12 protein-coding genes are annotated in these 15,533 nt (G+C 49.8%); 6 read left to right on the forward strand and 6 right to left on the reverse strand.

Translation table 11 applies throughout. The annotated features are described in order from the left end of the window. Nucleotides 1-17: 17 nt before the first annotated feature. Nucleotides 18-1,019 (reverse strand): hormogonium polysaccharide biosynthesis glycosyltransferase HpsE, encoded by a 1,002-nt coding sequence (gene hpsE, locus N836_RS66890; protein WP_031294097.1) that lies wholly within the window; start codon nucleotides 1,017-1,019, stop codon nucleotides 18-20. A 216-nt stretch (nucleotides 1,020-1,235) separates the two neighbouring features. Beyond that, a complete protein-coding gene (locus tag N836_RS66895; protein ID WP_023075945.1) occupies nucleotides 1,236-2,435 on the reverse strand; it encodes a lanthionine synthetase C family protein in 1,200 nt (399 codons plus the stop codon). Between the two features lie 375 nt (nucleotides 2,436-2,810). On the opposite strand from N836_RS66895, the gene N836_RS66900 reads away from it, so the two are divergent. The 5 genes from N836_RS66900 to N836_RS66915 all read left to right on the forward strand — a co-directional run bounded on the left by N836_RS66900 (nucleotide 2,811) and on the right by N836_RS66915 (nucleotide 9,572). Next, entirely contained in the window at nucleotides 2,811-3,893 is a 1,083-nt protein-coding gene (locus N836_RS66900) for a serine hydrolase domain-containing protein (RefSeq protein ID WP_023075946.1), read from the forward strand. A gap of 118 nt (nucleotides 3,894-4,011) precedes the next feature. Continuing rightward, the gene (locus tag N836_RS66905) at nucleotides 4,012-4,653 is read left to right on the forward strand and encodes a YHS domain-containing (seleno)protein (protein ID WP_023075947.1); all 642 of its coding nucleotides are present in this window, start codon (nucleotides 4,012-4,014) and stop codon (nucleotides 4,651-4,653) included. 302 nt (nucleotides 4,654-4,955) lie between these two features. Next, nucleotides 4,956-5,738, forward strand: a complete 783-nt coding sequence (locus tag N836_RS0139430; RefSeq protein ID WP_023075949.1) for an ABC transporter ATP-binding protein — start codon at nucleotides 4,956-4,958, stop codon at nucleotides 5,736-5,738. After that, on the forward strand, nucleotides 5,738-8,386 hold the full coding sequence (locus N836_RS66910) for an FtsX-like permease family protein (RefSeq protein WP_023075950.1): 2,649 nt from the start codon (nucleotides 5,738-5,740) through the stop codon (nucleotides 8,384-8,386). Before N836_RS0139430 ends, N836_RS66910 begins: the two co-directional genes overlap by 1 nt. 4 nt (nucleotides 8,387-8,390) lie before the next feature. Continuing rightward, a complete protein-coding gene (locus N836_RS66915) occupies nucleotides 8,391-9,572 on the forward strand; it encodes a lipocalin-like domain-containing protein (protein ID WP_235071173.1) in 1,182 nt (393 codons plus the stop codon). A gap of 15 nt (nucleotides 9,573-9,587) precedes the next feature. On the opposite strand, the gene panB is transcribed toward N836_RS66915, so the two are convergent. Both panB and N836_RS66925 read right to left on the reverse strand, forming a co-directional pair. Beyond that, nucleotides 9,588-10,391 carry a 3-methyl-2-oxobutanoate hydroxymethyltransferase gene (gene panB / locus N836_RS66920; protein WP_023075952.1) on the reverse strand — a complete coding sequence of 268 codons (804 nt, stop codon included), beginning with the start codon at nucleotides 10,389-10,391 and terminating at the stop codon, nucleotides 9,588-9,590. A 222-nt stretch (nucleotides 10,392-10,613) separates the two neighbouring features. Beyond that, complete coding sequence (locus N836_RS66925) at nucleotides 10,614-11,240, reverse strand: Uma2 family endonuclease (protein ID WP_023075953.1); 627 nt, start codon at nucleotides 11,238-11,240, stop codon at nucleotides 10,614-10,616. 150 nt (nucleotides 11,241-11,390) lie between these two features. Here N836_RS66925 and N836_RS66930 point away from each other — a divergent pair, with 150 nt between their 5' ends. Then, nucleotides 11,391-12,704, forward strand: a complete 1,314-nt coding sequence (locus N836_RS66930; RefSeq protein ID WP_031294099.1) for a cytochrome P450 — start codon at nucleotides 11,391-11,393, stop codon at nucleotides 12,702-12,704. A 208-nt stretch (nucleotides 12,705-12,912) separates the two neighbouring features. Here N836_RS66930 and N836_RS66940 read toward each other — a convergent pair whose 3' ends face one another. Continuing rightward, complete coding sequence (locus tag N836_RS66940; protein WP_023075956.1) at nucleotides 12,913-14,397, reverse strand: serine/threonine-protein kinase; 1,485 nt, start codon at nucleotides 14,395-14,397, stop codon at nucleotides 12,913-12,915. Nucleotides 14,398-14,598: 201 nt separating this feature from the next. Continuing rightward, a complete protein-coding gene (locus N836_RS66945) occupies nucleotides 14,599-15,531 on the reverse strand; it encodes a response regulator (protein ID WP_023075957.1) in 933 nt (310 codons plus the stop codon). Nucleotides 15,532-15,533: the final 2 nt, after the last annotated feature.

The following is a 15,533-nucleotide window of genomic DNA, read 5'->3' on the forward strand; positions in this document are numbered from 1 at the left end:
GGCCAGCCCCATGATCTCTAAAATTCTCCAGATTTGGAGGTTTGCCCTCTAACCTCTGTTGTCAAACTTGCCAATACCTGATGTATTGGTAAGCGATAAAGAGGGCTGATCAGACTATGGACCAACAACGTGCGTTCACAGGTGGTGACAATATCGGTGGGCTGTAGCTGTTGGGTTTGCAGGATATGGATAATTAGTTTGCGCAGGTCATTGAGCCCATGGAGGATGAGCATCCCAGGGCGTTGCCAGGGACGATAGCGGGCCCAGCGTAAGGCGTAGCGGTTGACACCAATGGCTTGAAACAGGGGTAGCAAATAGGCAGGGCGTAACCGAGTCGCTGGAATCCGATGGGTTAAGCGCATTTGGGGATGATGCCAAATTGGCCAACCGCCTTGACGGATGTAGCTGAGAGTTTCTACATCTTCTCCTTTAGTGGTTAAGCTGGTGCCACACACGCCACTCAGGAGCGGTTTTGGGGGGACACAGGTCAACCAGGCCTGCCGCCGGATCACCATGCCAGCCCCCGCTGGTAAAACGCCCTGCTGGGCTGTGTATTGAAAGGGGCGCTCTCCCCGTTGAATCACAGCCAAACAGCTTGCAATCCGCTCAAAGCCTGGGGGTGGCTTACTCTCATACTGGCCATCGATAGTGCTGCCGTAGGCACCAACCTGGGGATAGCGTTGGCCAAACCCATGGGCTTGGGCGACCCAATCATCAGCGGGTAGGGTGTCATCATCGAGAAACCCGACGAGATTGCTGGTCGTCGTTTGCATCGCCCGCCGCCGAGCGTAGGCTAGACCCTGACGTGGCTCAAATACATACCGAAGTGAGCTGTGGGTGGGCCAGTCTTGCTGATAGCGATCAATGCACTGGGCCGTGTGGTCATGACTATTGTTGTCAACCACAAGAATTTCCCATGCCAGGGACTGGGGGATCTGCTGTTCTTTTAAGTGATCTAGCAGTAGCGGTAGACGATGTTCACCATTGTAGGTACAGATAACAACAGAAAAGTCAGTCACAAGCGGCAAAATCAACAAGTATGAGATAAGAGCCTCATGATGCCTGAACTTTTGTCAGATTTCTTCCCTAAAAGCACGGGGCCTAACGATGCAGTTTGGTACGTTCTTTGTACAGCAACTTTACGGATATAAGGATGAGAACGAACCTCAATTTGTCCAGGGAAAAGAGAGAAAATCCGCTATGTTTAATACATTGAATAATTTTGATTATCTAGCCTAAAACACGTCAACGGTGGGAAACTGGGCCTGTGCCTGTAGACAGTCCCACAGATAAACCGCCAGACCCAGATCTCCTGTCCATAGCGGGTAGCGCAGTTGCCCGTAGGTTTTCTGTGATAGTCGATATTGTTCAATTGCATGCATGGCAAAGGCTCTAGCGCGGTCAAGCCACAGCTGGTTACCAGTGCGGATAAATAGTTTGAGAAAGGCATAGCCATTGCCCCCCGTACCATGGCACAGATTAGATCCCTTTTTTAACGGGCCAGCTCGCCAGGTGAGTTCTCCTCCCTGTTCCAGAATGCGATCGCACTCTTCATTCATCCCTTGGGGCAATGTGGCCAGGGCTGTTACCATACCAGCAGCACCGTGGCAGTACTGCACCAGTTTTAGGTTGGTGGAATGAGCAGCCTGATAAACAGCCGGCCAGTTTGCCCCGTTATTATCCGTGACTGCCGTCTGCACCACGGTTGCCATGGCTTTAGCGGCAATCTCTGCAAATTCTTCATCGCTCAGTAAGGAGCGTCCCACCAGCAACGGCACCAAATTGCTAGCAAACCCATGGACCGGCCCCAGATATTTCCGTTGACTGCCGTATAGGTCAATTGTCCATAAATAGCCAGCCCCTTTAATCGGTTGCCACTCCCGTAGTAGTAACGCCGTCTGGGCTTTGAAAATCTCCTGCCATCTGGGTGCTTGGGTCCACTGGTGCATAAAATAGGCCGCCAGCATGGAGCCCGCCATGCCCCACATCAATTCTCGCACTGGCTGACTATCGTTTTTATGAATTGACTCTGCGATTTGGTTGGCTTTGTCGTCACCAGGGGAGAGTTTATACTGCAACAACAGCAGTGGCAGTTCTCCAAATAGGTAAGATGACTGTTGTGGATAGGGGCTGTGGTGAGAATAGTCTTGGCGATTTTGCTCCAGGGTTGCTGCAAGGTGCGTAGCTACATCAAAGGTAGAGTCAATGGCTCCAACTGTTTGTAAATAGTGGATAGTCCACAGCACGCCGACTTTGCCAAAATACAGGTCGGTGCCAAACTCATGGTCATCCATGGGATGCCCAGACAAGGATGGCTGGCGTTGTAGCTGAATGATGGTTTCAGTTGCGATCGCAGTAATGGCCTGCTGAACCTTGTTATCGTCCCAATCGATTTCTACAAGCGGGTAATGTCTGGTTGGATCAAACAGTGCCATCGTTTTGCCTCAGTTAGCCATCGGCCATTAGCCGCATTTTAGCTTGGGAGGTCGATACACTGAGGGGACTGCACAAAAATAAAGACCCAGATTGGGGCCGTAGATGGGTGGATGAGTGATGGGGTAATGGGGTGATTATTTAAGCGCAAGCGCCTGAGTTGCTCTAAATTTGAAAACGCTATGGGAAACAAAAATCGTCAGGGAATAAATGCTAGATGTATCTGCACCAGGCTACATATCTGCCATATATCTGCCATCATGAGAGAGACCTAACAGTGCCTCTTTTCACCATTGAGTACTTGAGATTAATCAGATGTTCCAACTCGGCTATTGTGTGTAATTGTAATCGACTGTGGCCCTCTTCAAAGTAAGATTATGTGTCGCTCAAATTTATTTTTGCTGATGACTTTAGGCTTGATCTCAGCAGCTAGTCTTGGGTGTCAACCGCAACGAGAATCTCTACCAACAAGTGCGTCATTCTCAGAGCGTTTAAATGTTGCCTTAGCAGACATTGAGGCTCAAAATCTAGATGTGATTATTGCCATCTCTCACCAGGGTACTCCTTTACAGTATTACGAGTTTGGGTCTGCAGCAGCGGATACAATTCCACCTGAACAGACGCTGGTTGATATCAATTCCATCACTAAAACAGTCACAGGCGTGATGGCAGCCAAGCTGGTTGAACAAGGAAAGGCTCGCTTTGATGAAACACTGGAAGACTTTTTTGACAACGTCCCCGCTGACAAGTCGGGCATCACCTTACATCAGCTGCTGACCCACTCAGCCGGATTCAAGGAAGCGTTAGGTCCTGATCCTGAACAACTCAGCAAGCAAGACTTTTTGCTGCGAGCGTTTAACTCGCCATTAGAGTCGTCTCCAGGAGAAATCTATCAATATTCCAATACTGGATTTGGGATCGTTGCTGCCATCATCGAGGCCCGCTCTGGCAAATCATACGAAGACTACTTACTTGAAGACGTGATTGCCGGGTTAGGGTTGAAAAATACCGGCTATGCCTCTGTTTATGATCAAAGCCGTTCATTAACGACTAAACGGGGCAAATCCATTGACCAGGCCAGCTGGGGGAACCCCCAACCCTATTGGAATCTGGTTGGCAACGGCGGTTTGATATCGACCGTTGAAGATATGATTCGATTTCGTCAAGCTGTGGTAGCTGGTGAGGTCATCTCAAAAGATATGCTGGCAGTTGTGCAAACACCTCACATCCGAGAATTTGAGGATGACGACAGCTTTTACGGCTATGGGCTTGTCGTTGAAAACATGGACGGTATTGGCCAAATTTATTGGCATGATGGTGGCAACCAGGTATTCTCAGCGCAGTTGATAGACTATGCCGAGCAACGTGACTTAATTTTTACAGCCGGTACCGGTGAAGACGCTGCCAAGGCCATTATCTCCTTGGAAACCTATTTATACGATGCTGAGAATAGCGAGTAGAACTTTAGCTCAACTTTATCATTGGTGAAAACATTGCCACACAATTATTAGCCCTGCTTCAGCAGAAATTCAGTTTGCCGTGTTTAGCTAGGTCTAGCATTAAAACTGGTTTTAACTCATGCGTATTCATTACTTTGGTCAGGTCGCCACTGCACTGTTTGTTGGTCTAGCCATCGCTACCGGCTGTGCTTCCAGTTCACCCACGACATCTGCTGAGCCAAGTATAGATAACAACAATCCGGAAGAAACCGCTGCTGTCTCCGTGGCTGACCCTTGTGCTGGTGCCAATCCCTGTGCCAGTGTTGCTCCTGAGCCGACCATAGAAATCAGTGCTGCTGAGTCACCAACGGTCGAAGTTGCCGCTGAGCCCCAGCAAAATATTCGCTATTTTGTGGATGGCCAGGGTCTGGCAATTCGGGGCACAGACCCAGTTGCTTACTTTACTGAAGGTGGACCTGTGGCTGGTAGTGCTGAATTTACTTACACATGGGGCAATGCCACCTGGCAGTTTGCCAGTGCAGAAAACCGCGACTTGTTTGCCGCCAATCCTGAACAATATGCTCCTCAGTATGGTGGGTTCTGTGCCTGGGCCGTGAGTCAGGGCTATACCGCTTCCATTGACCCCAATGCCTGGAGAATTGTCGATGGCAAGCTGTACCTCAACTACAGCAGAGGGGTGCAGCGTCGCTGGGAGAGAGATATTTCTGGCAATATCTCTCAGGCAAATACTAATTGGCCGGGAGTCTTAGCCGATTCATAATCTCTCAGCCCCCATCGATATTTAAGGCCATTATGGTTGACGATAGATGATCCGTCCCCACTGCTAAGGTGGGGCCAGGGCCTAGTGGTTTAAAGCTCAGCTTTTGATAAAACCGCTGGGCTCGCTTGTTAGCATCAGAAGAGGCACAAGTTCGTCCGTGGCCTCTATTCCAACTTCTCTGACTGTATACATGGCTATCTCTGGGGTAGTTCCTACATCCATGCTCTAAAACAGGTCGGCTGTGGCAGCCTGTTCAATTTGCGTTAATATCTGCAAAGAAACTTCACAAAGAGTCAGTGGTTATGGGTTCTGGGCCGTCCATCATTTCGCGGATCAGTGGCTGGTGGCAGCCAGCGGGCAATTGGCGGCAGCAGCCGTCCCAGGGTTTTATAGAGCTGCGTCACCTCAGCAAAGACTTTACTGAAGGCGTTACCAATCGACAGGTGCTGAAGGATTTGAGCATCACCTTTGATGCAGGTAAGTTTATTGTGCTGCTGGGGCAGAGTGGCAGTGGTAAGAGTACTCTGCTGAATTTGATTAGTGGTATTGAGCGACCGACGGCAGGCACCGTGCTGATCGATGGTGTATCCATTACTGAGCTAAATGAGCGGGCTTGCACCCTGTTCCGACGGGATGAGATTGGCATTATCTTTCAGTTTTTTAACCTGATTCCTACGCTGACGGTGCTGGAAAATGTCACCCTGCCCCAGGAGCTGGCTGGCAATGCTCCTCAGGATATTGAAGTTAAAGCCCGTCAGCTACTGGAAAAAGTGGGTCTGGGCGATCGCACCGCTGCCTTTCCCGATAAACTCTCCGGGGGGCAACAGCAGCGGGTAGCTATTGCCCGTGCCCTGGTGCATGAACCGCGCTTAATTCTGGCAGACGAACCCACTGGCAACTTGGATGAAGACACAGGAGAAACCGTTCTCAAGCTACTGTTAGACCTGACCCACAACGCCCATAAGACGTTAATTATGGCCACCCACAATCCGGACATTGCCCGATATGCGGATTGTGTCCTGCGGGTGCACGAAGGGCATTTAGAAGACGCGACTGCCGAATTCCAAGAGGTAGCCGTTGCCTGATGCCTGTTTCCTCCTCTGATTCTGCCACCCTCTCTAACGCGCCCCTCTGGCGTCTTGCCTGGCGACGCATGCGCCGTCGTCCCTTTCAATACGTCCTTTTTATTCTGGGTATTGCCATTGGGGTGGCCATGATGGTCTCCATTGACCTGGCCAATGGGTCAGCCCAGCGAGCATTTGCGTTATCGACCGATGCGATCGCAGGTCGTACCACCCATCGAATCGAAGCCATCTCTCCCATTGGCATCGATGAATCCCTCTATCGTAAGTTGCGCACCGAGCTGGGCTACACCCAGTCTGCCCCCATTGTCGAAGGCTATGTGGTGGCTGAAGACTTAGATCGTCAGCCCATGCGGCTGGTGGGCGTAGACTTTTTCGCCGAGGCTCCCTTTCGCAGCTATTTGAATGATGGCTCTAACGAAAATTCAGACCAGGGGGTTGAAGCGTTAACTACCTTTTTGACCGAGCCAGGTGCGGTAATTTTGGCTCGGGACACCGCCGCTGACTATGGCGTGCAAGTAGGTGATCGACTCACCTTAACCCTGGCTGGTCAGCCGGTCTCAGCCCATGTTGTCGGCATTTTGCAACCGGCCAATACCCTCACCCGCGATGCCCTCAGCAATGTGCTGTTTACCGACATTGCCTCGGCTCAGGAAATTTTGGGGATGCAGGGGTATCTCAGCCACATCGATTTGATTGCCGACAGTGATGCTGCGCTTGAACCCATTCGAGCACTGCTACCCACCGGGGTCAAGCTGGAAACTGCCCAGGCTCAGAAAAATGCTGTGCAGCAGATGACAGCAGCGTTTGAACTTAACCTGACAGCCCTGAGTCTGTTGGCCCTGGTCGTGGGTATGTTTTTGATTTACAACACTGTCACCTTTAGCGTAATTCAGCGGCGGCCACTGTTTGGGACGCTGCGGTGTTTGGGGGTGACCCAGGGGCAGCTGTTTCAGCTGATTTTAGGAGAATCGCTGCTGTTGAGTATTGTCGGGTCTATCCTGGGGCTGGGGCTGGGGGTAATTCTTGGCCGCAGCATTGTCGGGCTGATTACCCAGAGCATTAATGACTTTTACTTTGTTGTCTATGTGCGCGATATCAGCCTGAGCTCCTTCACCTTGATTAAGGGGATGGTGATTGGTATTTTTGCCGCTCTGTTTGCCTCTCTGATTCCGGCGCTTGAGGCGATGGGCACGTCCCCAAATAACAGTCTTAAGCGCTCTACACTGGAGAGCAAAGTGCAACAGATTTTGCCCTGGCTGGTGTTGGCCTGGGGACTGTTTACTCTGGGCGGTGTGGGTCTGCTCAGTATTAAAAATGGTGGGCTGGTGATTGCCTTCGGTGGGTTATTTGCCATTTTGTTGGCCGCTGCTTTGCTAACCCCCCCGTTGACAGCGTTGTTGATGCAGTGGCTATCGCAGCTACTCACAGGTTTGCTAGGTGTTTTAGGGAAGATGGCCCCGCGCGATATTACCCGGTCCTTGAGTCGGACGTCGGTTGCGATCGCATCCCTGATGGTGGCCGTCTCCGTTATCGTCGGCGTTTCAGTCATGGTCGGTTCCTTTAGAACCACCGTAGTGCAGTGGCTAGACCAAACCCTGCAGGCCGACATCTATGTCACTCCCCCCAGCACCACCGCCAATCGCATCCTCGGCAGTGTAGATCCAAGCGTGGTTGACGAAACCTACACCTGGCCCGAAATCGACCACATTGTCACCTACAACGATACCGACGTGGATGTGATTGCCTTTAATCGCCAAGGCACTGACGCCACTAACGCCACTGAAATATCCGTTAACCGCTCGGCCAAATTAATCTCCGCCGATGGGGATGTATCTGACGGTCAGCGCCCCTATGCCTGGATTCGAGACAATGTGCAAAACCCCTGGCCCCAGCTAGATGCTGGTGAGGGCGTGATCATTTCAGAAGCCCTCATGTTACGAGCTGGAGTATCCGAACCCCCTGAAACAATCACTCTAGAATCCCCCCAGGGACCGATCACATTGCCAGTGGTCGCCGTTTTCTACGACTATGCCTCGGATCGCGGCACAATTCTGCTGGACAACGATCGGTATCTAGAGGTGTGGCAAGATCCCACCATTGCCTCCCTAGGACTGTTCTTGAGACCAGGCATCTCAGCCGATAGCGTAGTCACCCACCTGCGAGAAACATTTAAAGATCGTCAGGACTTAGTAGCCCAGTCAAACCGTAACCTCCGTCAAGGTTCGTTAGAAATCTTCGACCGCACCTTTGCCATTACCGGAGCATTGAGACTACTGGCCATTGTTGTCGCCTTTATCGGTGTTCTCAGTGCCCTAATGAGTTTGCAGTTAGAGCGCACAAAAGAATTAGGCATCCTCCGCGCCAACGGCATGACCCCACTGCAAATGTGGCAGATCACTCTGTTAGAAACCGGCATTATGGGCAGTTTAGCTGGCGTGTTTGCAATGCCATTGGGCTATGTGTTGGCCTGGATTCTAATCTATGTGATTAATGTACGCTCCTTTGGATGGACATTGCAGATGCAGATTGAACCGAGTTACTTTTGGCAGGCCTGGGTAGTAGCTGTGGTAGCTGCTCTGTTGGCCGGGGTATATCCGGCATGGCGTTTGAGCAAGATGGTCGTCGCCACAGCGATCCGGGAGGAGTAAAGCAATGTCTTCAGCACCAAATTTTATGAAACGCCTCCCCCTCGTCATTCTCTCCATCACCCTAGTCCTGCTTGTCACCCTCTGGCCACGACCGGGCATCACCAACAGCGGCAAAGCCTCTGTAGAATGGCTCTCTGCCCAGGAGACCGACAGCTCAGATGGATTTGCCCGTGTCACTGAACCTAAGGCCCTAGAGTTCCCCCAAGAGCTGGGCTCTCACAATGAGTATCAAACAGAATGGTGGTACTACACCGGCAATCTGCAAACTGAATCTGGGCGAGAATTTGGCTATCAGCTCACATTCTTCCGACGGGCGCTGACCCCAGACACAGCATCGGTGACAGATGCTTCAGACTGGCGGTCAAACCAGATTTACTTCTCTCACTTCACCATCAGTGACATTGAGAATCAAAAATTCTATCCTCACGAGCGGTTTAGTCGACAGTCAGCAGCACTCTCCGGAGCACAGGCATCTCCTTACCGAATCTGGCTAGAGAATTGGTCAGCAACAGAAGTCGCTCCAGGTCAGGTTCACCTGATGGCTGACGCAGAGGATGTAGCCCTCGATTTAATGCTGACCGAGACCATCCCACCAGTGCCCCAGGGCGATCATGGCTACAGTAGAAAGAGTACAGAGCCAGGCAATGCATCCTATTACTATTCTATTGTGCAGCAACAGGCTCAGGGGACAGTGATGGTGGCCGATGAATCTTTTGAGGTAAACGGTCTAACCTGGAAAGATCATGAGTATTCCACCAGTGCACTGAGCCCTGGCACGGTAGGCTGGGACTGGTTTTCACTACAGTTGGATAATGGGGCATCCTTGATGCTATACGGACTGCGCCAAGAGAATGGAGACCTTTTAGACGTTTCTAGCGGTACTTACATCAGCGCCACTGGCGAAACTCAATCTGTTGATCATACTGAATGGCAAATTGATGTGCTGGATACCTGGCGCAGTACAACTAGTAAAGCAGTCTATCCTGCCCACTGGCACATTGAGATTCCTAAGCTAGATCTGGTGTTAGATGGTAAATCGTTAATAGCAAATCAGGAACTAAATCTCTCCACAACCTATTGGGAAGGCGCTGTTGGCTTTGAAGGAACTGTTGCCGACCAGCCTGTTAGTGCCAAAGGGTACATAGAAATGACCGGCTATGCCGATCGACTGGATGCGGTACTTTAGGCTAATTATTCAAAATTATTTCAGCGTCCAGTTGTAGGCATAGTCAGTGCCGGGATAAACGCCTGCGCGCACCTCTGCGGCAAAACGCTCTGCAGCTGTTGCAATCAGTGGATGTAGCTGCGCGTATTGCTTAACAAATCGCGGTGTTTGTTCGCTATGTAAACCCAACATATCAGTTGAAACAAGCACCTGACCATCACAATCAGGGCCGGCTCCAATTCCGATTGTTGGAATCTTGAGAGCCTCTGTTACTGCCTTGGCAGCTGCACTTGGAATTGCCTCCAAAAGCAGTGCAAATACTCCAGCATTCTCAAGTGCCAGAGCATCTTGAATCAGCATTTCAACAGCTGTTTTTGTCCTGGCTTGTACTTTGTTTCCACTTAATTGATGATAGGACTGTGGAGTGAGGCCCAAATGACCGATCACAGGGATACCGTTTTGCGTTAAGCATTGAATCAATGCATCATGTCGCCCTTCTAGCTTTACTGCTTGAACGCCAGTTTCTTTAAGGAGTCTGCCAGCATTGCAGATGCCCTCCTCCGGGGTATCATAGGAACCAAACGGAAGGTCTCCAATAACGAGTGCATGACTTACCGCACGAACCACAATCTCACAATGGTAAATCATGGCATCCATAGTGACTGGCAATGTTGTGTCATGGCCTTGAACAAAAATGCCCAGGGTGTCTCCAACAAGGATTAGTGGAATGCCAGCTTTATCAAAAATTGTTGCGGTCAGATAGTCGTATGCAGTCAGCATCGCGAAGCGTTCTCCCCGAGATTTATAGGCAGACAAATCTTGAATAGTAATACGACTCATTTTTTCGAATGCCTCCATGAAAAGATTAATAACTGTTAGAGAGGACTTAACGATAAGCCATAAAAGGGAAACAGAGATGACTGCTGCTTAATTGAGTCTTTAATCATTCAATCCCACGGATACATGCGGATAGCTGGCGTGCTTTCTGTACATTGCCGTTGCTATTATGTGGCTGATCCCCGATCGTCGCATTGAGAAGATTTTAAACTCTTAACCATGATGCTAACCATTGGTCTTCAAAACCTGTTCAGCCGTCAGATTTAGATCAGGAAAAGTTTTAGAGACAAGCGCTTGATGGCCTTGAAATAACTGAATCTCATACTCTCCATCCACTAACGTACAGATAGACAGCGTTGGACGTTTAGGCTTACCAATATGCCGAACACCGCCTAAGCCTGCATGGTCTGCAATCCAGTACTCCGCAATGCCTAAGGTCCCATAGTCCTCAACTTTACGGGCATAGTCATTTTGCCAATTGCTACTCACTACTTCTGCCACAAACTTAATTGAACTGCCCCTGGTTAAAATCGATTGATCTAGCCACAGAGGTTCATTGACAAGTTCTGTCCGATCAACAACTAACACATCAGGCCGGAAAGCCGTCATACCCGCATTAGCCGGTCGAAAGAGTCCCCGTTGTAGAACAAACCAAGGTAAATCTGCTTGATCAATCTGAACACAGGCCTTTGTTGTGATAAAAGCCGCAACCTCCTCATGCTGGCCGGTTGGTTCCAAATCAAATACCTCGCCATCAATTAACTCATAGCGGTTATCGCTACCATAACGAGCAAGAAACTCGTCAAAACTCAGAGGCTTTTGTTCAATTGGCCGGTCAGCTGCAACGGTCATAGGCTACCTCAGCCCCAATCAATACCTCTAGTCTACCAAATCATAAATTGCATAAATTGTGCTTTTAGGGGACGGTCAGTCACCCTATTGAATGCTTTATAGATTCTAAACGTTCTACCATAGAAAACAATGCTGCTAACCTCAACTCCTATGGTTTCTGCCACTGCCCAACGCCCCCAGGCTGGTCATCTTCGTGCCATGCGCCAGGATATGATTGGCTATCTCGAAGGTCTATCGCAGCAGGGCGATTTTCTCAAAATTCCTCTAGGTCTTGGCACTGCCTATTATCTTAACCACCCAGATGATATTCGCGAAGTTCTGGTGACCCAGGCAGAGTTGTTCCACAAGCCTTCTACTATTAAGTATGCTGCTAGTGGTTTGTTTGGTGAAAATCTCTTCACTACCGATGGCAGGCTGTGGAAAGTGTTGCGACAAACCATGCAGCCTGCATTCCAGTCTCAACAGATTCGAGACCATGCCCAGATTATGATTGACGAGACGGCCAAGATGGTGAGTCAGTGGCACTCAGGGCAAATGATTGAAATCTGTCAGGCGATGATGGATCTGACTATGGGAATCACCAGTCAGGCTTTTTTTGGGGTAGATCTGCGAGACCGTCCGGAAGCTAAAAATATTGTTCGCTTTATTGAGTTATTTAACCAACGCATCTCTGGAATACCAGTACCTGCCTGGGTCCCGCTACCGGCTACGAGAGAAATGAAGACTCAGATTGCTCAAGCGGCTCAGCTGTTTGATGCACTGATTAATGAACGTCGGCATACATCTCGCATATACACTGACATTCTAGCCATGCTGGTGGCAGCTCAAGCGTCTGATACAACCGGTTTAATCACCGATCAGCAAGTCCGTAACGAAGTCATGAACCTGTTTGCTGCCGGTTATGAGGTGACGGCTAACTCGTTAGCCTTTGCTTTACATTTGATTGATCAATATCCCACTGTAGAAACACGACTACGCGCAGAGATTGACCAGATCTTAGGAAATCGAGCTATCACATTTGAGGATCTGACCAATATGCCATATTTGGAATGTGTACTGAAGGAATCGATGCGGCTGATGCCGGTGACAGCCGTCTTTGCACGCCAGGCGACTCAAACAGTTACCTGGGCTGACCGGACGATTCCTAAAAATGCAGCGGTGTTAATCTCGCCCTGGACACTACATCGCCGTAGCGATATTTATCCAGACTCCTTAACGTTTGACCCTGACCGGTTTGATATCAGCGGTCGTAGCCAGATGCCAAAGTTTGCCTATTTACCATTCTCGGGAGGCACCCGCATTTGTATTGGTCAGGCGTTTGCTATGACCCAAATGCGGATTAATCTGGCGACTATTCTGCAGCGTTATCGCCTGAGCACTACACCTGATTATGTAATGCAGCCTTACTTTAGTTTTAATACTCGTCCTCAAGATGGCTTGCCGATGCAGCTCCAGACTATCTAATCCAAAATCTTGGTTACATGCTCCCGATATTGACGGGCAATTATCAGGGATTGCCCCCACGGAATTATTCATTTTTAGTCGGGGTCACTAAATTCGGATTTGGTTCAATCCCTGACAGTCTCAGCCCAAAATCTCTCTTTGCCATAGCTCTCTTTGCCATAGCTCTCTTTGCCATAGCTCTCTTTGCCATAGCTCTCTTCCCGTAGTCTTAATCGAGGATCAGAGTGTTGTCATCGGGTGAGGCGACTTCTGGCCAAAGGACAATTCTAACTTCTTTGATCGGGGTAACCCGTCTGAGTAGTCTGTGGGCAATGACACGAAACATGGTGTCTATGGCCACGCCCCGAGGAAAGCTGCCATTGCCGGTACCCAGCAGTGGAAAGGCAATGGATTTGATGGATAATGTTTCGGCTTGATAAAAACAGCTATCAACAATTTCGGCAATAACATCGCGGGTGGGAAACTGGCGAGACTCTCCATCGACACCAATGGTAATGCCGTGAAAGACAAACCTTGAGGGTAAATCTCCTGCGGCTGTGACTACGACTCTACCGGAACGAACGGGGGTAAATCGTTGGGCATCTTCACGAAATGAACCGCCGGCTTTTTGGGCGAGGGCAGCGGATACGCCACTGCTCATGGTTAACATGGCATCGTCAGAACTGACGAGGGCATCAACGTCTTGCTTGGTTAAATCTCCAAAGAGAATCTTGAGGCGACGTCTGTTGGGAAAGTCAAAAATGGTGGGTCGATTGGGTTCTGTCAGGTCTGGGCTTAAAAACTGTTTGCGATGGACTTTAAAGATGCCGAGATAGTTGGCCAGGGTTTCATCTATGGTGTACTCCCAGGGCTGTATACCAGATGAACTTAGGATTTCATTGATTTGTGAGAAGCTGGAAAATCGATCGGCGGGATCTTTGGCTAAACATCGTTCAATGCAGTCGTTTAATACGCTGCTAACGGAGGGGTTACGGGATTTAGGCGGTATTAGGGGCTCGGTTTTGTGTTTCCAGACAACTGACCAGGGGGTTTCGGCTTCAAACGGTGGCTGATGCACAATGGCATGGTAAAAGGTTGCGCCAAAACTGTAGACGTCGGCGCGGGTATCGACATTGCTGGGGTCTTCGGCCTGTTCTGGAGCCATGTACAAGGGGGTGCCCAGGACCTGGCCATCTAAGGTGAGCTGATCCATGGTTTGCCCGGTGGCGATGCCAAAGTCCATGACTAATGCTCGCTTGTGGGCGTCAATAATAATGTTGGAGGGTTTTAGATCGCGGTGGATCACGCCCTTGGCTTCGGCATCGATCATGCCGGTACAGACGTCGCGCATCCACTGTCGGACGATGTCATCGTTGAGGGCGATTTTGCGATCGCACATAATCGTGGCCAGGTCTTGACCCTCAATCCAGTCCATTACCAGCACGCCCCGCTGCTGATTGAGCTTTAAAAAGTCGTGAACGGAGACGACATGCCGGGATTGAATACCAGCCATTGCGATCGCTTCTCGATGAAGCCGCGACACATCCACATGGGGTCTGCAAAGCTTCAGCGCAACGGCCCGGTTGAGTACCTGATCCCGTCCACGAAATACAATGCTCATACCGCCATGTCCAATGGCTTCTAGCAGCTCATAGCGTTCTCCCAGTTGAGCTATCTCATCATTTGTCAGTTGATGGTATGTCGAGTCAAGCATTTAGTCTGGACACATGGGATGCATAGCTACAGTGTTAACTTCAGATTTAGGCTGTCTGATCCCGGACTAAGGATATGCCGTTGCGAATTTAGAGGACGCAATCATAGTTCGGAGCAGCAACGCCAAGACTATTATCAAGCAAAAGAAGTATAGTTTCTTTATTTTTAGCCGTGCCACGGGTGCAGAGTCGTAACCAATAGTTCAAACCAACTCGACCTTCCGACTTTGAAAAGAAGCCGGGGATGGACTGTCTATGGCTAAATGTTTCTGGAGTATTCTGAGCACTCGTTTTTCTTTAATGGGCTTACTCAAAAAGCCAGATGCTCCCACGATTGTGGCCCGCACCCGGTCAATAATGCCACTATTGTTAGTGACGATGACAACAGGAATGTTTTTCAAATTAGAGGCGCGTCGAATCTGAGTACAAACCTCATAACCATTGGTATAGGGCATCACCAAGTCTAGAAAAATCAGTTTAGGTTTGATTTCCAATAGCAATGGGATGGCTTCTATGGGGTTAGAAATGTTGTGATAGTCATAGCCTGCTTGCTGAATAACAGCAGCCATTGTTTGACTATCTATGGCGCTATCGTCGATGTAAACGACCGTCGATTCCTGCACCTTGACCAGGCTGGCACCCCGATTGCCTAAGGCTTGATGATCGGTGGATACAGAGATCTGGTCTATTGCCGGTGGCTTGGGAAACAGTAAAAGATTGGCCCCCACTGATGGTCCCTGTCCATAGGATGCGGTAGCACTGGATGGGTGATTGAGTAAGGTTTTCACTTTAGTCAGGATGCTGACTATATCAATCGGTTTTAGCTCGCATGCATCACAGCCAGAATCAAGGACTCTGTTCCAGTCAGGGGCTGTGGTAGGCAGCACTAGCGCCATCACCGGTATGTGTCGAGTCACCGTAGACGCTTTCAGAATATTAATTGTCTGCCAGCCACTAATTACCGGTAAGTCTGTGTCTATGAGGATAAGGTCCGGTGATTCGGTGACCGCGAGTAAGATGCCTTGATCTCCTCCCTCGGTGGCCAGCACTACGGTATATCCACACTGTGTGAGCCATGGCTGTAGCGAACTGCAGACAGAGCTATCCTCAGCAACCAATAAGATTTTGTGGGGCATAA

Origin of the sequence: Leptolyngbya sp. Heron Island J (assembly GCF_000482245.1) — a bacterium.
GTDB lineage: Bacteria > Cyanobacteriota > Cyanobacteriia > Phormidesmidales > Phormidesmidaceae > Leptothoe.